Raw genomic sequence first — 19,744 nt, 5'->3', positions numbered from 1 at the left:
TGCTAATGACCAACGAAAAATCATGGTTTGCTTCCAAGACCATCTGGGCATCGATAGTAACAATTGGCTTGTCGTGCTCCGGCTTCTTCAATGGCTCGCTTGAAGGGGCCGATCATGCATCTCTTGCAGAGACGATAGTCCAATTCCTAACCGCCATTAGCGGCGTTGTAGCGCTATTTGGACGCATCAGCGCGACAACTCTCATTTCACGTAAAGAAATATGATGTTAAAAGACGTGAACCTGTGGCATTTGTAGCAGCGAGACACCAACTGTTCATTCATCGTTCAGACAGCAATCGATATTAATGACAACATGATGAAACACTTACTCTTCTCCTTGCCCCTAGCGGGTCTGATCTCGGGCGCCGGCGTCGTCTTCGCCGGTCCTGCTTTAGCTGCGGATTGCTCGTCGGTGGGGCAGCAGGTAGCGGACTCGCAAGGGGGGACCCTTGCGCGTGCAACATCTGTTGTCCAAAACGGCAAAGAGGTCTGCGTAGTGGTGGTTCTGGTTCCCGGTAAGGACGGCGAACGACCGCGGCGTGTGGAAGTTGCTGTTCCAGCAAACTGATCTCATAAGTCCGCGAGGAAATACTGCATGAGAATACTTGTCGTCGAGGATGATCGCGACCTCAACCGTCAGCTCGTGGATGCGCTGACGGAGGCTGGATATGTTGTCGACAAGGCTTTTGACGGCGAAGAAGGGCATTTTCTCGGCGATACCGAACCCTATGACGCTGTTATCCTGGATATCGGCCTACCGCAGATGGATGGGCTGACCGTGCTTGAAAAATGGCGCCAGGATTCCCGTATCATGCCCGTACTTTTGCTGACAGCCCGCGATCGCTGGAGCGATAAGGTGGCAGGGATTGATGCGGGTGCTGACGACTACGTCGCCAAGCCGTTTCACATTGAGGAAGTTCTTGCGCGCTTACGCGCCTTGATCCGCCGCGCGGCGGGACATGCTTCGTCCGAAATTTCCTGCGGTCCGTTGCGTCTGGATACGAAAACGTCAAAAGCCACTGTCAATGGAAACACGCTGAAACTCACTTCCCATGAATTCCGCCTGCTTTCCTATCTCATGCATCATATGGACGAAGTCGTATCGCGAACCGAGCTGGTCGAGCATCTTTACGATCAGGATTTCGACCGGGACTCAAACACTATTGAGGTTTTTGTCGGCCGGTTGCGCAAGAAGATGGGCATGGACCTGATCGAGACCATTCGCGGTATGGGCTATCGTATCAAGTCGCAAGACAGCAAGGCTTAGGGTCTTAAGCCTTTTAAAGAGGGTATTGCGTGGCAATCCGGCTGAGAAATTATCTCCCAAGCTTGCGATCTCTGTCGTTCCGCGTCATTTCGCTCTCGACCCTCTGGACCATCATCTCATTCATTGCCATCGCGACTATCATCTCGACGCTCTATGGCGAAGCACGCCTGAAAAGCTTTCAGCAATTGCTTTCAGCCCATCTTTTCAGTGTTATCGCATCAGTCAGTGTCAATGATGGCACGTTGGCAGGACGTCCTGACCCCGGTGAAGTGCGATATTCCAGCCCGCTTTCAGGCTGGTATTGGTCAGTCGAGCCTGCGGCGGATAATTTAAAGGGCTCGCTGCGCTCCGTTTCTCTGGGAGAGCGAAACATCGATTCACCCTCAACTCTCAATGTTCCCTTCGATACATCATTCCAGCGCCAATATACGGAAGCCGGACCGAACGGCCAGCAATTGTCGGTCGTTGAAACCGAAGTGGTGCTTGACGCGGATAATCGGGTCGCACGTTTCAGGGTGATGGGAAATCTGAGCGAAGTCGAGGGAGAAATCGCAGATTTCCGCTATACGTTGTACTTCTATCTCGGCATTTTTGGTCTAGGCGGAACTTTGATCAATGCTGCCGTTATTCTATTCGGGCTTCGCCCACTTGATCGTGTGCGCCGTTCACTGGGCGATATCCGCGAGGGCAAGGTTACGCGTCTTGACGAAGACTTGCCCAACGAGATCGCGCCCCTGGCGCGCGAGATGAATGCGCTGATCGACAATAATCGCCGTATCATGGATCGTTCACGCACGCAGGTCGGCAATCTTGCCCATTCGCTGAAAACGCCTTTATCGGTTCTGGTGAATGAAAGCCGGACAATCGGTGGCACGGAAGGCCGCCTTATCGCCGAACAATCTGCCGCTATGCAAATTCAGGTGCAGCATTATCTCCAACGTGCCCGCGTTGCCGCACAGCGTGATAGTGTTGTCTTCCGCGCTCCCGTAACGCCGATACTGGAGCGGCTGGTGCGCGTTACCGCCAAGCTCAATCCCCACATGGACATCAAGTTCAACAATTACATGGACGATGCAATCTTTGCTGGTGAGCAGGAAGATCTTGAGGAGATCGTCGGCAACTTGATGGAGAATGCTGGAAAGTGGGGCCGCCGGATTATCACCTTGACACTTGCCCGCGTCGAGCAAGGATTTGAGATCAGCGTCGAGGATGACGGGCCGGGTCTTGCTGCCGAGCAGATACAGGACGCGCTGGCACGCGGGAAGCGGCTTGATGAAACAAAGCCGGGCACAGGTTTGGGCCTGTCGATTGTGAACGACACTGTGCGCGAATATGGCGGAACCCTAACGCTTGAACGCAGTTCTCTACTCGGCGGGTTACATGCGAGACTGATTTTACCAACGGCTGCGAACTGAATGAAGCTTGCAAGCCGCCATTCAATCAGGTCATAAAGGCCTGAAGATTTATCTGAAAATGAGCTTGTGATGAAATTTCATGTCGCTATTCCCTTTCTCGCAATTGCTGCGCTTGCCGGTTGTTCAACGACATCCGGCGGCAAGGGCGATAGCGCGGTTCTAGGTTCCTGGACCGGCGGCTCGAAACAAGCTGCAAAAACGAGCGTTCTTGCCGCCCTCGGTAATGGACTGGTCGGCAATGCATCGCTTGAACCGGCAGACCGCAAGCAGGCATTGCAGGCTGAGTATCAGACCTTGGAATATTCTCCGGCCGGCAAGGTTGTAGAGTGGAAAAGCAGCAACAATCGTTCTGGCGAGGTTGTGGCGGCTCAGCCCTACCAAGTTGGATCGCAGAACTGCCGCCAATATACCCATACCATCCGTATTGATGGCACGCCGCAATCTGCGCGTGGAACGGCGTGTCGCAATGAGGACGGCAGCTGGACGCGGCTGTGATCGGGATCGCTCCACGAAGTGCATTTGCGGCGAATTGCCCTATCAATAAATTGCGTTTGGATTTTGGATAAGCGAGAGTCTATGTCTCACGCATGATTTTCTGGATTTCTGCCGCATTTCTGACCGTTGTCGCAACGTTGCTGGTGCTTTTGCCGTTAACACGGCGCACCACGGCTTCAGTGTCGGACAATCAATATGATGTTGAGGTCTATCGAGACCAATTGCGTGAACTAGACGCTGACGAAAAGCGTGGCTTGATCGATCCAGTTGCAGGCGAACAGGCACGTGCGGAAATCGGGCGCCGGCTTCTGAAATCCGCCAAGGCCGCCGCAATAGACGGACAGGTGGTTCGCCCAGCCAAGAGCGCCACCCGTGAGTGGATGACACTTATAACGGTCATCGCAATTCCCCTGATTTCATGGGCTGTCTATGCAAGTACGGGTAATCCGGATCTGCCCGGCCAGCCACTGGCGGAAAGGCTTGCGCGCCCTGCCGATCAAAGCACGCCTGACGAGCTGGTTGCCCGTGCAGAAGCGCATTTGAAACTGAACCCTGATGACGGTCAGGGCTGGGAGGTCCTCGCGCCGATTTATACGCGCATGGGCCGCCCTGCAAATGCAGTTGCCGCGTATCAAAATGCAATACGCTTGAATGGCGACAGCGCCGCGCGGCAGCTTGGTCTGGGCCAGGCGCTGGTCGCGGAAGCGGGCGGTAAAATCACGGTCCGCGCCGAAGAAGCATTCAACAAGGCATTGGCGCTGGATCCAAAAGACATGCGCCCGCAATTCTACATCATTGATGGGTGGATGCAGCAAGGCCGCCTGACCGAAGCGCGTGATCTCATCCGCAAGCTGCTGGTGGAGGCGCCACTTGATGTACCATGGCGCGATCAGGCGCAAGCAGCGTTGACCAGGCTGGACACCGAGATCAATGGTGATGCGCCAGATGTTAGCGATGTCGACAAGACTGCGCCGGATGCGGCTCAGGTGCAGGCAATGATGGATGCCGACAGCGAAAGCCGTGCGACAATGATCGAAGGCATGGTTACCAGCCTCGCCGCGAAACTCGAAAAAGCTCCGGACGATGTTGAGGGCTGGGAGAAGCTCGTGCGATCCTATGTCGTTCTTAACCGGCCTAATGATGCCATTGAAGCGTTGGATCGTGCCAAAAAAGCGTTGAGCGCTGAAAAGATGGCCCGTCTTGATGCCGTGGCGGATGATCTCGGTTTAGCTTACGAGCCGGAGAACGATTGATGACGCGCAAGCAAAAAAGACTGACGGTCATTGGTGGCGGTCTGGCCGTTTTGGGGTTGGCGGCTGCGCTCGTACTCTTTGCTCTGCAACAGAAAATCGCATTCTTCCGCATGCCTTCCGATATTCAGGCTTCCGACATTCAATCGCAATCGCGATTCCGGCTTGGCGGGTTGGTTGAAAAAGGAACAGTGGTTCGCGGCGAGGGAACCAAGATCAGCTTTTCAGTTACTGATAAGATAAAAAGCATTCCCGTCACCTATGAAGGCATATTGCCGGATCTTTTTCGCGAAGATCAAGGCGTTGTTATCGAGGGTGGCTTTTCACCCACGGGCAAATTTATCGCCGACAGCGTGCTGGCAAAACATGATGAAAACTATATGCCCAAGGAAGTTGCCGATAGCCTGAAGGCCAAAGGTGTCTGGCAGGAAGAGGGCAAGAAGCCATGATTGTCGAACTTGGACATTTCGCGCTGGTACTCGCTCTGGCTTTATCCATCGTTCAATCCGTGCTGCCGATACTGGGCGCGCGTCGCAATGACGACCAGATGATGGCAGTTGCCGTTCCCGCCGCCTTCACTGTACTTGCCCTTGTCGCGATTTCGTTTGCGGCCTTGACAAGCGCCAATGTGCTTTCCGATTTCTCCGTTCAGAATGTGTTTGAGAATTCACATTCGCAAAAGCCGCTGCTTTACAAATTTACCGGCGTGTGGGGCAATCACGAAGGTTCAATGCTGCTCTGGGTTTTGATCCTGAGCTTCTTCACCGCGCTCGTCGCCTTCTTTGGCAATAATCTGCCGCCATCGCTGAAAGCCAATGTGCTTGGGGTTCAGGCTTGGGTCGGCACTGCATTTCTTACCTTTATTATCGCCACGTCAAACCCCTTTGCGCGCCTTAACCCGGCACCGGTCGAAGGACGTGATCTTAACCCGATCCTGCAGGATATCGGTCTCGCCATTCATCCGCCGCTGCTCTATCTGGGCTATGTCGGATTCTCCGTGTGCTTTTCCTTTGCGGTTGCTGCGCTGATTGATGGCCGGATAGATGCGGCCTGGGCGCGCTGGGTCCGTCCGTGGACGCTCGTGGCCTGGACATTCCTGACAGGCGGCATCGCTATGGGCTCTTACTGGGCCTATTATGAGCTGGGTTGGGGCGGCTGGTGGTTCTGGGACCCGGTTGAAAATGCGTCCTTCATGCCTTGGCTCGCAGGCACCGCTCTGCTTCACTCTGCGCTGGTCATGGAAAAGCGCTCGGCGCTGAAAATCTGGACTGTGCTTCTGGCAATCCTCACCTTTTCCCTGTCACTGCTCGGGACATTCCTTGTCCGATCCGGCGTACTGACCTCCGTCCATACATTCGCCACCGATCCCGGTCGCGGCCTTTTCATCCTTGCCATACTTGTTATCTTTATCGGCGGGTCCTTGGCGCTCTTTGCATGGCGTGCCCAAAGTCTGGCACCCGGCGGCCTGTTTCAGCCGATTTCGCGTGAAGGTGCGTTGGTTCTCAACAATTTGTTTTTGACCACGGCTGCAGCGACCGTTCTGATCGGCACGCTTTACCCACTTCTGCTCGAGTTTCTGACGGGCGAAAAAATCTCGGTCGGCGCGCCCTTTTTCAATCTCACCTTCGGCCCGCTAATGATCCCGCTTTTGGCCGCCGTACCATTCGGGCCACTCATGGCGTGGAAGCGCGGCGATCTCCTGGGCGTGGCACAGCGCCTCATGACTGCTTTCCTCGGTGCTTTGCTGGTTGTCGCTGCCGTGCTTTACCAAACTTCGGCGTCCGGCGTTCTGGCGGCTTTCGGCATAGGGCTTGCCGTGTGGCTCATGCTCGGCGCGCTCACAGACCTTGCGCTGAAAGCCGGTATCGGAAAAGCCTCTTTGAAAGTCGCATTTCAGCGCCTCATTGGCCTGCCACGCTCGGTTTTCGGCACCGCGTTTGCTCATCTCGGTCTTGGCGTCACTTTGCTGGGCATTGTTGCAACCACCACCTTCGCAACCGAAAGCGTTCTGGTCATGAAACCGGGTGAAAGCATCCGGGCGGGCGGCTATACGCTGCGTTTCGATCAAATCGAGCCCTTCAAAGGTTCCAATTTCAGCGAAGAGCAAGGCCGGTTTACCGTTTTGAGCGATGAGGGACAGCCGGTAACGTCGCTTATGGCGGCCAAGCGTTTCTTCCCTGTTCGCAATATGCAGACAACCGAGGCCGGTATCCGCACCTTCGCCTTCAGCCAGCTTTACGTGGCTCTGGGTGATGCGGCTGCCGATGGTGGCATCGTCGTGCGGATATGGTGGAAGCCGCTGGTAACATTGATCTGGCTTGGAACCGTGTTTATGATGGCGGGCGGCTGCCTGTCTTTGCTTGACCGCCGGTTGCGTGTCGGTGCACCCGCCAAGGGTAAAGCAGCTCTGATGCAATCCGCAAAAATCCGCGTTGCCCCCGCAAAAAACCGCGTGTCCCAATGAGCCGCACCCGCAACGCAATTGCAACTTTCCTTGTCCTGCTGCTTTGTTTCGGCGCAAGTAGCGCATTTGCGCTTTCCCCCGACGAGATGCTGACAAGCCCGGTCCTTGAAAAACGTGCCCGCACCATTTCTGCGCAGGTGCGCTGCATGGTCTGCCAGAATGAATCCATTGACGATTCCAATGCGGATCTTGCCCGCGATCTGCGCGTCCTGGTGCGCGAGCGCCTTATGGCTGGCGATACTGACCAGCAGGTGCTGGATTTTCTCGTCGCCCGCTATGGCGAATTCGTCTTGCTCAAGCCCCGGCTGCGATTAAGCACGGTCGTGCTCTGGGGTTTTCCAATAGGCGCTTTGCTCATCGGTGCTTTGGCTCTTGTCGTTTCGGCGAGGCGCCGCCGCACTGTTTCAATAGAATCGGGACCTCTTTCCGATGTTGAAAAACAGCAACTCAAAAAACTGGTCGGAACGCTCGATAATTAACAAATTGCGACAAGGTATTATACTTTAGTATGGGTTTACTATACTAAAGTATAATAAAATTTTTCCATAAAACAGAATTTAACACACTGAAAACTAGTTTTTACTCTTGTATTTTGCTTGTTTACACGTTAATCAGCCGTTGATAATCGCGGCAATGATTAAGTTCCGGTCTGGCACATTAGCCTTTCCAAGTAAAAAATATTCCAGCATTTAAATTTTATTGATCCATTACAGTAATAAACTTCTGTGAACGCATTTCTGTAAGCATATTCGATATTTACCTCAGTATTTGCTATATTATTTTTGAGCGAGATTGATATGACCAAAGTCAAAGCACCTGTTTCCTCCAGCATGCCTGCTCGTTTTGCCGGTAATTGGCTCGCCGGTTCGGCTGAGAGCCGTTCCGCCCGTCGCCGTCTCAATGCTATCCTGCGTCTTGCTTGCATGGTGCTGGGCTTCAAGCGCCGCAAGGGTTTGGGGATGATGGCGGCTGCGCTGGTTGTCTCTCTGGCTTCGCCCGTGCTGGCTCAATCCGTAACTGCCTCTTCTCCGGCTGTGGGCGTGGCCGGTGTGCCGGCGGGGTTTGTCAGGCTAGAAAATGGCTTTGGTTTTGAGGCGCAAGCCATAAATCACTCAGGTTTATCGTTCACTGCACTCAAAGGGACAGTTGTTACTTCGCCAAACGGCGTGGTTAAGGCTGATGGCGTAGTTGTGCCGCTTAACGTGCCACTCGATAAAGATTACTTTTTCCCTGCATCGCTGGGGGAGTTTTACAAAGGCACTTTCTTTAAAGGACCTGTTGTCATGGCAGCGAGTGATACGTCTTTTCCTCTTCGTTTCCCTGTCGGTACGGTTTTTCCAATCGGTACCATATTTCCGAGTGGTGGTGTGCCAAAAACGGTGGTGCTCGGCGTTCCAACAACTGAAGAATTTGTTACACCACAGGTGGCTGGCATGGGCAATTCCATACGGTTTCCCAAGCCAATCGCACTTTCGGCTATTCCGGAAACTCGCTTTCCGCAGATCAAGATCAACACCGATGCAAACAGTCAGCCAGCGACCACGAGCACGACCGTTCTTGGCGACATCGCCATCGGCACTAATGCAGGGGCAAAAGGTGGCACAACGACGGTTGTTGTGCCCGCAGCAGTAGATGCCACTGCGCCCGCAGCAGCTACTTCTACGCCCACAACAACGGGTGCCACTGCGCCCGCAGCAACAGGTGCCGCTGTACCCGCAGTAGCAGGTGCTGCTGCGCCTACAGTACGGTCAAAGCCCAGGGTGACAGTCTCGTCACGCAGGGCGGTCAGATTGGTTCGTTGCAAAAAGATGCGCTGCTTTATGATAATAATGCCGGTGCCTATAGCGCCTCCCATGGCAAAGATAAGACCAGCCGGATTGGCAATGTTGCCGAAGGTACTGCCGATACGGATGCGGTGAACAGGGGCCAGCTCAACAAGGTTGACCAGAAGCTTGCCGATCTGTCGAAGGGCACGTCCGGCGTGATCAAGGAAGACAAAGACAGTGGTGTGATCACCATTGGTTCCGGTTCGGACGCGGCGAAGGTTGATCTTGGCCATCAGGTTGGCAAGGTTGATGACAAAGGCAATCCCGTCCTTGGTACGGATGGCAAGCAGCTTTTGGAGACGAAGGATCGTGTTCTGACCGGTAAGACCAGCCGGATTGGCAATGTTGCTGCCGGTGTCAGTGATCCGAGCATGCCTGTTGTCATCAGCAATCTTTCCGCTGGTACCAACGATTTGGATGCGGTGAACGTCAAGCAGTTGAAGGGCCAAGCGGATGAAATAGCGACGAAGAGCCAGCAAGCGGCTAAGAGCTACTCTGATGAGGTTGGCGACAAATCCGTAGCAAAAGCCAATAGCTATTCCGATGACGCGGCAGCCAAAAGTAAGTTGGCAGCGAAGAGCTATACGGATAATGCTAAGAAGGAGGCGATTGATACTGCTAATACCTATACGGATGAAATAATTGGCGGCACTGATGGACAAGGCGGAGTTAGAGGTGATCTTGCAAAGATGGAAACCAAAATGGCTAATGGCTTCAATCATTTAAGTTCAGAAATATCCTCAGTTCGTTCCGAGGCGCGTCAGGCGGCAGCAATTGGATTGGCTGCATCATCGTTGCGCTTTGACAGCAGGCCGGGCAAAGTGAGTGTTGCTGTGGGCGGTGGTATGTGGCGAGATCAGGGCGCTTTTGCCTTTGGTGCTGGCTATACAAGCGAAACGGGTAAGGTTCGCGCCAATATTACCGGCGTAACCAGCGGCGGAGAGGTCGGTGTGGGTGCCGGTCTAAGCTTCACTCTTAATTGAGATAGGGTGTGAAATTGTTAAACATCAAAAAGGCCGCCATTTTCGGCCTTTTTCTTGGTGCCAGCATTCCAGCTGGTGCTCAGGAGGCCCAAGTCCCTCAATATCATTTGAAACCCTCTGACGTTTCTGTGCCAGAGGGGGCGGAGCTTGGCAAATATCGCAGATCCATCCAGCCTTTTGGCAACTGGGACCTCATTTGCGACGAAGATTTGAAGGCGATGAAAAAGGTCTGCAACGTGACGCAGACTATTCTCGATGGCGAAAGCAACTTTGTATTTAGTTGGTCGCTGGCTGCCGACGATAAGGGCAATCCTGCCATGATCATGCGCGTGCCTGCTACGGTAGGCGAAGGCAAGGAGATTACCCTTGCATTTCCTTCGCGCAAAGAAAAAGTTTCCATGACGGTCAGGGGATGCACCCCCACAAATTGCCTTGCCTATCTTCCAGTGGGGCCAGTTCTGCGGCAGGAAATAAGCAAAGGCGGCGCAGCGCGCATTTCGTTTAAAACTGATGCGACGGCGATAGACCTTCAACTGCCTTTAGATGGTCTCGGGACGGCATTGGGTGCGATTTGAGGCGGCTCTAATATACCCTTCACGTGGTTTAGACGAAATATAACTGTCCATGATTTGTGGCAGTTACTTCTTGCTGTGAACCAAAACAGCTAGAGGCTTTGCGCTATATAAAGCACCGACTAAGGGCACGGACCGGCGTTTCCACCGGGCAAACCTTAAATATTTGTCATGTTGCGGAAATGGTGGGGTAACCTTCTTATATGTATCACTGATGGTACGAACGATCATTAGCCGATCGCATTGCCTAAGGAGAACATCCCGATGTCTAACAATATCAAATCTTCCCGTTACCGTAAGGGTATTGCCGCGGCCCTACTGTCGTCGGCATTGGTCGGTGGCTTTTTGGCGACGGGTCCGCTCAGCGCTATTGTCCCGGCGCAGGCCGAAGCAGTTCGTGTTGAAACTGCCCAGCAGCCCGGTTTTGCTGACGTCGTCGAAAAGGTCAGCCCCGCAGTTGTCAGTGTTCGGGTGAAAAGCGCCGTGAAGGAAACTGCCGATAATGGCAATGGTTTCCCGGGCATGGATCAACTCCCGGATGACCACCCGCTCAAGCGCTTCTTTTACGAATTTGGCGGCCAAGACCAAGATGGTCGTCGCGGCATGGAGCCACGCAAATCCCCGCGTGACCAGAATCGCCCTGAACGAGTCCGCCCAACAGCGCAGGGATCCGGTTTCTTCATTTCCGAAGATGGCTATCTCGTCACCAATAATCACGTCGTTGAAGACGGCTCTGCCTATAGTGTCGTCCTTGATGACGGCACCGAGCTTGATGCGAAGCTGATAGGTAAGGACAAGAGGACCGATCTGGCCGTGCTTAAGGTCGATGACAAGCGCAAGTTCACCTATGTCAATTTCGGCGATGACAACAAAGTTCGCGTTGGCGAATGGGTTGTTGCAGTGGGTAATCCGTTCGGTCTCGGCGGAACTGTAACAGCGGGTATCGTCTCGGCTCGTGGCCGCGATATTGGCGCTGGACCTTATGATGACTTCCTGCAGATTGATGCGGCGGTTAATAAAGGGAATTCTGGTGGCCCGGCTTTCAACCTGAATGGTGAAGTGGTGGGTATCAATACAGCTATTTTCTCACCTTCTGGTGGCAGCGTGGGCATTGCCTTTGCTATCCCCGCACAGACTGCAAAGCAGGTTGTCGATCAACTGATCAAGAACGGTACAGTCTCGCGCGGCTGGATTGGTGTACAGATTCAGCCCGTCAGCAAGGAAATCGCCGAATCTCTTGGTCTTGCCGAAGAGAAGGGAGCGCTCGTTGCTGATCCGCAAGCCAACGGCCCTGCGGCAAAAGCCGGTATCGTTGCCGGTGACGTGATCACGGCTGTCAATGGCGACAAGGTCAGTGATCCGCGCGATCTGGCGAAAAAGATTGCGGCTGTCGTGCCTGGCAAGGATGTTGATCTGACCGTCTGGCATAAGGGCGAGGCCAAGTCCGTCAAAGTGTCGATCAAGGAAATGCCCGGTGATGAGAAGCTTGCTTCGGCAACACCACAGCAGGAAGACGAGCAAAAGTCATCCGCTCTTGATGACTATGGCCTGACTGTCATGCCCGCCGATGACGGCCAGGGTGTTGTTGTCACGGATGTTGATCGTCAGGGCGATGCTGCAGACAAGGGTATCAGCACAGGCGACATTATCGTCTCGGTCAACAACCAGCCGGTCAAGAGCGGCGGCGATATAGATGCGGCAATCGCAGATGCCACGAAAAGCGGCCGTAAAGCTGTACTTTTGCAAGTGCAGACAAAGGACCAATCGCGGTTCGTCGCCCTACCTATCAGCCAAGGCTGACAGGTGGGAAGGAAATGCTGCGGCGCTGGACCCCACCCGTAAGCGCTGACGCATGGGCAACAGGTCTCTTCAACCTGTTGCCCCTTTTCTTTCTGGTTTCATCGAAGCAATCCGATTAGAGTAAGATCATGAAAATACTCGTTATTGAAGATGATCGCGAAGCTGCCCGCTATTTGGAAAAGGCCTTCAACGAGGCCGGACATTCCGCTGATATTGCAGGTGACGGAGAGACAGGCTATGCGCTCGCCGAACAGGGGGCGTATGATGCTCTTGTCGTTGACCGCATGCTGCCGCGCCGCGATGGGCTTTCCGTGGTGGCCGCACTACGCGCCCAGGGAAACGATACGCCAGCGCTGATCCTTTCCGCTTTGGGACAGGTTGATGATCGCGTCACGGGCTTGCGGGCGGGCGGAGATGACTATCTCACCAAGCCCTATGCTTTTTCGGAATTGCTTGCCCGAATTGAAGTCCTGCAGCGGCGCTCCAGCCCAAAGGAAGCCGAGACTGTCTATCGCGTCGGTGATCTTGAACTGGACAGACTATCGCATACGGCAAAAAGGGCAGGGCAGACTATTATTTTGCAACCGCGCGAGTTTCGTCTGCTGGAATATCTCATGCGCAATTCCGGTCAGGTTGTCACCCGCACGATGTTGCTTGAGCATGTTTGGGATTATCATTTCGATCCCCAGACCAATGTGATCGATGTTCATGTGTCGCGCTTGCGTGGCAAGATCGAAAAAGGATTCGACACGCCCTTGCTGCACACGGTTCGTGGAGCCGGGTATATGTTAAAAGCCAGCCTCACTGAAGCTACAGCCGGAAGCCATGGATGAGCCGCTTTCGCTCCATGCTGAAAATGACAGCGGTGAGGCTGTCGGCACTCTACCTTCTACTCTTTACAATCTGCGCCCTTGGGCTGGTTTTCTATATGACCAGCTCCTCTGTGAAGCTGCTTACCAGTCAAACGGAAACAGCAATTAATGAGGAGGTCGAAGGGATTGGGCGAGCCTATCAGCGGGGCGGTATAGCCAGTCTCGTACGTGCGATTGATCGGCGGGGCCGTCAGCCGGGTGCTTTTCTCTATCTCGTGGCGGATCCGGCAGGACGCATTGTTGCCGGCAATGTGCAAAGTATCGAAGTTGGTGTCTTGCAAACCGATGGTTGGATATCCCGGCCCATAAGCTATGAGCGCTATAATGAGGGCACTGACCCGCAAACGCACACGGCAATAGCTCGCGTCATTGTATTGCCGAACGGAATTCGCGTTATGGTGGGGCGTGATCTCGGCGAGCCGGAGCAAGTGCGCCTTGTGGTAAGACGGGCGCTTTTCGCCGCGCTGGGTACGATGGGCATAGGCGCATGCCTGATCTGGTTCTTTGTTGGCCGGCGCGCGCTGCACCGGATAGATGAAGTTTCGGTCGCTTCACAACGCATCATGGGCGGCGATCTTGCGGGGCGGCTTCCGGTCAATGGTTCGGGAGACGAATTTGACCGCCTTTCCGAAAATCTCAATGGAATGCTGGCGCGCATACAGGAATTGAATGAAGGCGTCCGGCATGTCTCCGATAATATCGCCCATGACCTGAAGACGCCGCTGACGCGAATGCGAAACCGTGCTGAATCGGCTCTTTCCAACGCGAAAACCACGAAGGCCTATCGCGCTGCTATTGAGGACATGATAGCGGACTCCGATCTTCTGATCCGCACATTCAATGCCATTTTGATGATATCGCGTCTTGAGTCCGGTTACTCCAGCGAGACGATGGAGCCTTTGCCGCTGTCAGTGATCGTAGAAGACGTTTTTGAGCTTTACGAGCCGCTGGCCGAAGAGGCAGGAATTACCTTGTCTCTCGGTGCGATGGACGCAACGCCGGTCAAAGCCAATCGTGAGCTTATCGGGCAGACGATTTCAAACCTTGTGGACAACGCCATCAAATATGCGACCGGAGATAAGCCGGTCGAAGTGAGGCTCTCGGTCGAAAAGCACGATCGGGGGATCGCGATTGTCGTGAGCGATAATGGTCCGGGCATTCCCCCAGATCAGGTTGAACGCGCTACAGAGCGGTTTGTGCGCCTGGAGGAAAGCCGCTCTCAACCGGGCTCGGGACTTGGACTAAGCCTTGCCAAGGCGGTTATGAAATTGCACGGTGGTACATTGGAACTGCACGACAATGCGCCGGGCCTGCGTGCGGTGCTGGCGTTTCCAACGGGAGGGGATAATGGATGATTTTGAAAGATGCGGGTACTGCTGAAGAGCCGTTCTTTGATAGAAAACTTCGTGAACTGGCGCCACTCGACAAAAAGCAGGCTGCAGCATTTCTACTGGAGTTTGTGGAAAGTGCCGATGAAAAAACATGTAAGGCCGCCTCTGCTTTAAAGAAAAACAAGAAAGCAGCGGCTTTTTTATCATCGGTCCTCGATCTCTCGCCCTATTTGCGCAACGCTCTTTTGCGCTTGCCAGCAATAATTGACCCGCTTTTCGATCGTCCACTCGATGTTCGCCTGCAGGAACTCATGCGGGAAATTGCGAGGGTCACCGAAGTAGAAAATGCTACCGAAACGTCAATCATGACGGCTCTTCGTCAAAAGAAACTTGAGGGGCACCTTTTAATCGCTTTGGGTGATCTGTCTGGTCAGTCTGACACCAAAGACACGACACTTTTTCTTTCTCAACTGGCCCAAGCTTGTGTCGAAGCCGCAGTGCGCTTTCTTCTGCGGGACGCGCATAATGCGGGCAAGCTAAAGCTGCCGGATGTTCAACATCCAGATAAAAATTGTGGCTGGATCATTCTGGCTATGGGCAAATTTGGCGCATTCGAGCTGAATTATTCGTCTGACATTGATCTGATCGTTTTCATCGACGAGCAAAGCCCCGCAATTACCGACCCTTATGAATGTGTCGAAACTTTCTCACGCTTGACGCGGCGGCTGGTGCGGATCCTGCAGGATCGCACTGCAGACGGCTATGTCTTCCGCACCGATTTGCGGCTGCGACCCGATCCAGGTTCAACGCCGCTGGCTATCCCTGTTGGTGCAGCGCTGAATTATTATGAGGGGCGGGGCCAGAATTGGGAACGAGCCGCCATGATCAAAGCGCGCCCTGTGGCCGGAGATATTGAGGCTGGCAAGCAGGTCCTTGCGGAACTTGCTCCTTATGTCTGGCGCAAATATCTCGATTACGCTGCCATTGCCGATGTTCATTCTATCAAACGGCAGATCCATGCCCATAAGGGTCATGGCGAAGTAGCGGTGCGCGGTCACAATGTGAAGCTTGGTCGCGGCGGTATACGTGAGATCGAGTTTTTCGTGCAAACCCAACAATTAATTGCGGGCGGGCGATTTCCTCAGCTTCGAGGCTCGAGCACTGTGGCTATGCTTGGCGCATTGCAGGGCTTGGGCTGGATCAATGCCGAAGCACGCGATACGCTGGCACAGAAATATGGCTTCCTTCGCGATGTCGAGCATCGCATCCAAATGATCGCCGACGAACAGACGCATATATTGCCCGAAGATGACGAAAACTTCCGGCGCGTCGCCTATATGATGGGCTACCGAGACACGGACACATTTACTGAAGATTTTCGAAAAACTCTGAAAACCGTCGAAACGCATTATGCAGCTTTGTTTGAGCAGGCGCAGGATTTGGCCGGGGAGGCCGGAAATCTTGTGTTTACCGGTGATGTCGACGATCCAGACACTCTGGAAACCTTGGCCAATTTCGGCTTTGAGCGGCCAAGCGATATTTGCCGTGTCATCCGCACATGGCATTTCGGGCGCTATCGTGCCACGCAGTCAGCAGAGTCACGGGAAAGGCTGACCGAGCTGACACCGGTCTTGCTCAAGGCATTTGGGGCAACGAGCCGTGCTGATGAAGCGCTGATGCGTTTTGACGAAATGATCAAGGGGTTGCCAGCCGGCATCCAGCTCTTCAGCCTGCTTCAATCCAATCCGCGCTTGCTCGATCTGCTGGTTCTGATCATGGGCGCTGCACCGCGGCTGGCGGATATCATCACGCGTAAGCCGCATATTTTCGACGGCATGCTTGATCCCGCGATTTTTGCCGATGTTCCGACGCGAGCCTATCTTGCGGAACGATTGACGAGTTTTCTCGGACCCTCAAAGGTCTATGAGGATGTACTGGACAGGCTGCGCATCTTTGCAGCGGAACATCGTTTTCTGATCGGAATAAGATTGCTCACTGGTGCCATCGACGGCGCACGTGCGGGCAAAGCTTTTTCCGATCTGGCTGATCTGGTTATTGATAGCGCGCTCCACGCCGTGATTGACGAGTTCAAAAGCAAACATGGCGAGATCGGCGGCGGACGCATCGCCATTCTGGGCATGGGCAAGCTTGGCAGCCGCGAATTGACCGCAGGCTCGGATATAGATCTCATTCTGCTTTACGATCATGATGTGGATGCCGATGAATCAGATGGTGCAAAGCCCCTGGCATCGTCGCAATATTATATGCGACTGACGCAACGTTTGATTGCCGCATTATCTGCTCCAACGGCCGAGGGCGTTCTTTACGAAGTTGATTTCCGCCTGCGACCGTCTGGCAATAAGGGCCCCGTTGCCACTCACATAGACTCGTTCCGCAAATATCAGCGGACCGAAGCATGGACCTGGGAACATATGGCTCTTAGCCGAGCGCGCCCTGTTGCTGGTGATCCCATTTTTTTCACCGAGATCGAAAAAGACATTTCAGAAATTTTGGCACTTCCCCGCGATAGCTCCAAAATCGCCAAGGATGTTGCCGAGATGCGGGCCATGATCGAAGCAGAAAAGCCGCCCCGTGACGACTGGGATTTGAAGCTGGTTCGAGGTGGCATTATCGATCTGGAATTTATCGCGCAATTTGCTGTACTGACCGGCAATGTAAAAGGCCCGGTCATCGCGCAGTCGACTGCGGAGGTGCTGGGTAAGATCAGCCCGGCTTTGGCTGAGCCTGCAACTGTCGACAACCTGATTGAAGCGGCAAATCTCTATACGGGTGTGACCCAGCTCATTCGCCTTTGCCTGAATGGTGATGTGAAGCGTGAAGACTTTCCGCCAGGACTGGTGGAGCAGCTTTGCCGATCCTGCGATCTGCCGGATTTGCAGCGCTTGGAAAGCCAGTTGCAAGACAGTGCAAAATCGGTGCGGAAGATTTTTGACGGCATTATGGGTGAAGCGCGTAAGCGATCCAGGCAGGTTTAGCGTCTTCGTCTTACGCTGCCTCGGCAATATTACGCGTTGGTATACGCACGGACACAATTGTTCCAACGCCTTCCTGTGAGCGGATTTTCAGCGCGCCGCCATGCAACTGTGTCAGCGAGCGCGAAATGGCGAGGCCGAGTCCAGAGCCTGCATGGGATTTGGTGAATTGGTTTTCCACCTGCTCGAACGGCTGGCCGATCTTCTTCATGGCGGATTTCGGAATACCGCAACCTGTATCCTCAATGGTTAAAACCAGTGCCCCGGAAACCTTGCGGGCGCGCACGGAGATGCGCCCGCCCGTGCTGGTGAATTTCACCGCATTGGAGAGCAGGTTGATCAGGATTTGCTTGATGGCGCGGCGGTCAGCATCAAGTGTGACGCATTCGTCGATGCGTGTCTCCACCTTCACATTTTTTGCCTGCGCTTGCAGTGAAACAACGCGTACCGTCTCGCGGATAAGCGGGCAGAGATCGATTTCCTCACGGTCGAGTGTAAAGTGCCCGGCTTCGATCTTCGACATATCCAGAATATCGTTGATGACGTTCAGCAGATAATTGCCGCTGGTGTGGATATCCTGAACATATTCGACATAGCGGTCTGATCCCAGCGCCCCAAATGTTCCCGTATGCATGATTTCGGAGAAACCGATAATGGCATTCAGCGGGGTGCGAAGTTCGTGAGACATATTGGCGAGAAATTCGGATTTCGCGCGGTTGGCAGCCTCGGCCCGTTCCTTCTCCACGGCATATTTGCTGTTGAGTTCGGTCAGTTCCAGCGTGCGTTCCACTTCCGATTTACGCGCAAGGCTCAAATCGTGGATCGTGGCCATCAAACGTCGTTCGCTGTCGATCAAGCGCTCTTCATGGACCTTCAGCTGAGTAATATCGGTGCCGACGGAAACCAGTCCCCCATCCTGCGTGCGGCGCTCATTGACCTGCAGCCAGCGCCCATCCGCAAGTTGCCGCTCATAGGTAAGCGCGCCATTACGGCCATGTTCATTCGCCATACGCTTTTCAGATGCGACGGCGCGAATACGGGGTTCCAGTTCCTCTCGGCTGATACCAGGCAAGAGGCATTCATTGGCGAGACCTGAATATTCATTGAACTTGCCGTTCGACATGACAAGCCGGTTTTCGGCATCCCACAGCACGAAGGTTTCGGAGATGCTTTCAATTGCTTCGCGAATGCGTTGATCCGCTTGGGCAGTTGCCTGAACAAAGCGGTGCTGTTCGCTGACATCAACAGCTACGCCCACCAGATGAAGATCACCGAGATTGTCAGTATCGGCAACCTGAGCGCGAACGCGCATCCAGACCCAGTGACCTTCCGCATGCCGCATGCGGAAAACCCGGTCCATCTGGGTAATTTCCGCCGCTGCGACCTGTGCCGCGACGCTGTAGAGCTTGTCATCGTCCGGGTGAATGATTGCCGAAATGTCTCCGAGCGACAGAATGGAATCATAGGCCTCATAGCCCAGCATCTCATACATGGAGCGCGACCAGTACACGCGCCCTCGCGCCATATCCCAGTCCCACAAGCCGCTGCGTCCGCGTGCAAGCGCCGTGTCGACCCGCGCTTGCGCGTGTTGATAAAGCGCGTCGGCGTCCTGTGCCCGTGCCGATTGGCTGAAATATGCGTAGAGCACGATCAGCATGATGGTTGCCGTGCCTGCAAACATGGTGACATTCATGGAAACAGTGCTGCGCCATTCGGCGAAAATCGCTTCAACAGGATGCGCAGCCAAAACTGAATAGGCATTGTTTCCGGAGCGGGAAAAGGCGGCGAGGGAGGGCGTGCCTTCAACCTTCACCGGCATGACGCCCGCTCTTGCCCCAAAGAGGAAGAGCGGCTGCCCTTCTGTTATGAATGTTTCAAGGTTCCTGTTACGCCAGTGGTCGCCGCCGTCCGAAGCGGCAACGATATTGGCTTCCGGCGTCGCGATGGCAAACCACATTCCATCCGGAATAAGGTCGTTGGTACGCATATCGCTCAGTATATTCTGCAGGTCGCCCGTGCTGAGCGTCTCGCCCTTGTTCATCCGGTTATCGATGACACTGGCGACATGGCTGGCGGCAATTGACAATGTCGCGCGAGCCGTGCGCTCCGCATCGTCACGCCACGCCAGCAATGACATGGAACGGACGATCGCAAGTACAACAAGAAAAATAATGATGAGTGGTGGAATGGCGCGGCGCAGATAGGGCTCAGCTGCAAGGAGCTTACCATAGGCAGGGTCAGCGAGAAGTTTTATGTGCCCTGAAAGCTTGTTCGAGGACTGCACCCCAGACTTGCTTCCGGCATAATTCTTCCCCGTCGGCGCGCGATACGCGTCCGCATTTGCCATCGAATGGCCCCCTCATTTGCCTTTATATTCAGTGATTTGCTTCGACACGCCGCACATTCGAAGCACCCGTAGTGAATCAAAACTGATTCCGCGTGTCTAGTCCCTTTGTTAAATATTTATCAACACTTG

Annotated in this window: 16 protein-coding genes and 1 pseudogene; 16 read left to right on the top strand and 1 reads right to left on the bottom strand. The window is 54.2% G+C overall.

The features are described from left to right. Window positions 1–5 precede the first annotated feature (5 nt). The 16 genes and pseudogenes from ACTJI9_RS06240 (at window position 6) to ACTJI9_RS06165 (ending at window position 17,271) form a co-directional block, all read left to right on the top strand. On the top strand, window positions 6–224 hold the full coding sequence (locus ACTJI9_RS06240) for a hypothetical protein (protein ID WP_115051941.1): 219 nt from the start codon (window positions 6–8) through the stop codon (window positions 222–224). Window positions 225–316: 92 nt separating this feature from the next. After that, window positions 317–568 (top strand): hypothetical protein, encoded by a 252-nt coding sequence (locus ACTJI9_RS06235; protein ID WP_115051940.1) that lies wholly within the window; start codon window positions 317–319, stop codon window positions 566–568. A gap of 27 nt (window positions 569–595) precedes the next feature. Next, the gene (locus tag ACTJI9_RS06230) at window positions 596–1,267 is read left to right on the top strand and encodes a response regulator transcription factor (protein WP_115051939.1); all 672 of its coding nucleotides are present in this window, start codon (window positions 596–598) and stop codon (window positions 1,265–1,267) included. A 113-nt stretch (window positions 1,268–1,380) separates the two neighbouring features. Next, window positions 1,381–2,682 carry an ATP-binding protein gene (locus tag ACTJI9_RS06225; RefSeq protein ID WP_115052198.1) on the top strand — a complete coding sequence of 434 codons (1,302 nt, stop codon included), beginning with the start codon at window positions 1,381–1,383 and terminating at the stop codon, window positions 2,680–2,682. A gap of 69 nt (window positions 2,683–2,751) precedes the next feature. Beyond that, the gene (locus tag ACTJI9_RS06220; RefSeq protein ID WP_115051938.1) at window positions 2,752–3,177 is read left to right on the top strand and encodes a hypothetical protein; all 426 of its coding nucleotides are present in this window, start codon (window positions 2,752–2,754) and stop codon (window positions 3,175–3,177) included. Window positions 3,178–3,269: 92 nt separating this feature from the next. Next, window positions 3,270–4,430, top strand: a complete 1,161-nt coding sequence (gene ccmI / locus ACTJI9_RS06215; protein ID WP_336440938.1) for a c-type cytochrome biogenesis protein CcmI — start codon at window positions 3,270–3,272, stop codon at window positions 4,428–4,430. Next, window positions 4,430–4,876 carry a cytochrome c maturation protein CcmE gene (ccmE, locus tag ACTJI9_RS06210; RefSeq protein WP_307283657.1) on the top strand — a complete coding sequence of 149 codons (447 nt, stop codon included), beginning with the start codon at window positions 4,430–4,432 and terminating at the stop codon, window positions 4,874–4,876. The genes ccmI and ccmE overlap by 1 nt, the downstream gene beginning before the upstream one ends. Beyond that, entirely contained in the window at window positions 4,873–6,891 is a 2,019-nt protein-coding gene (locus ACTJI9_RS06205; protein ID WP_440806671.1) for a heme lyase CcmF/NrfE family subunit, read from the top strand. Before ccmE ends, ACTJI9_RS06205 begins: the two co-directional genes overlap by 4 nt. Next, window positions 6,888–7,370: a cytochrome c-type biogenesis protein gene (locus ACTJI9_RS06200; RefSeq protein ID WP_307283661.1), complete on the top strand. Its 483-nt coding sequence runs from the start codon at window positions 6,888–6,890 to the stop codon at window positions 7,368–7,370. The genes ACTJI9_RS06205 and ACTJI9_RS06200 overlap by 4 nt, the downstream gene beginning before the upstream one ends. Window positions 7,371–7,688: 318 nt before the next feature. Then, the gene (locus tag ACTJI9_RS06195; RefSeq protein WP_440806669.1) at window positions 7,689–8,810 is read left to right on the top strand and encodes a hypothetical protein; all 1,122 of its coding nucleotides are present in this window, start codon (window positions 7,689–7,691) and stop codon (window positions 8,808–8,810) included. Window positions 8,811–9,046: 236 nt separating this feature from the next. Then, window positions 9,047–9,700, top strand: a pseudogene (locus tag ACTJI9_RS06190) (YadA-like family protein); the annotation flags it as partial. Window positions 9,701–9,708: 8 nt separating this feature from the next. After that, complete coding sequence (locus tag ACTJI9_RS06185) at window positions 9,709–10,275, top strand: invasion associated locus B family protein (protein ID WP_440806666.1); 567 nt, start codon at window positions 9,709–9,711, stop codon at window positions 10,273–10,275. Between the two features lie 261 nt (window positions 10,276–10,536). Continuing rightward, entirely contained in the window at window positions 10,537–12,072 is a 1,536-nt protein-coding gene (locus tag ACTJI9_RS06180) for a Do family serine endopeptidase (protein WP_440806664.1), read from the top strand. 128 nt (window positions 12,073–12,200) lie between these two features. Next, window positions 12,201–12,905 (top strand): response regulator transcription factor, encoded by a 705-nt coding sequence (locus ACTJI9_RS06175; RefSeq protein WP_115051928.1) that lies wholly within the window; start codon window positions 12,201–12,203, stop codon window positions 12,903–12,905. Continuing rightward, window positions 12,902–14,299, top strand: coding sequence for a sensor histidine kinase (locus ACTJI9_RS06170; protein ID WP_336440945.1), 1,398 nt, complete (start codon window positions 12,902–12,904; stop codon window positions 14,297–14,299). The genes ACTJI9_RS06175 and ACTJI9_RS06170 overlap by 4 nt, the downstream gene beginning before the upstream one ends. Continuing rightward, a complete protein-coding gene (locus ACTJI9_RS06165; RefSeq protein WP_440806660.1) occupies window positions 14,296–17,271 on the top strand; it encodes a bifunctional [glutamine synthetase] adenylyltransferase/[glutamine synthetase]-adenylyl-L-tyrosine phosphorylase in 2,976 nt (991 codons plus the stop codon). Before ACTJI9_RS06170 ends, ACTJI9_RS06165 begins: the two co-directional genes overlap by 4 nt. Window positions 17,272–17,281: 10 nt before the next feature. Here the strand turns inward: ACTJI9_RS06165 and ACTJI9_RS06160 are convergent, their stop codons facing one another. Further along, window positions 17,282–19,615: an ATP-binding protein gene (locus ACTJI9_RS06160; protein ID WP_115051925.1), complete on the bottom strand. Its 2,334-nt coding sequence runs from the start codon at window positions 19,613–19,615 to the stop codon at window positions 17,282–17,284. Between the last annotated feature and the right edge of the window lie 129 nt (window positions 19,616–19,744).

Source organism: Phyllobacterium sp. 22552 (assembly GCF_052044585.1).
In the GTDB taxonomy this organism is placed as follows: domain Bacteria; phylum Pseudomonadota; class Alphaproteobacteria; order Rhizobiales; family Rhizobiaceae; genus Phyllobacterium; species Phyllobacterium ifriqiyense.
The sequence above is the reverse complement of the archived record's forward strand: the minus strand, read 5'-3'. Positions and strand labels throughout refer to the sequence as shown.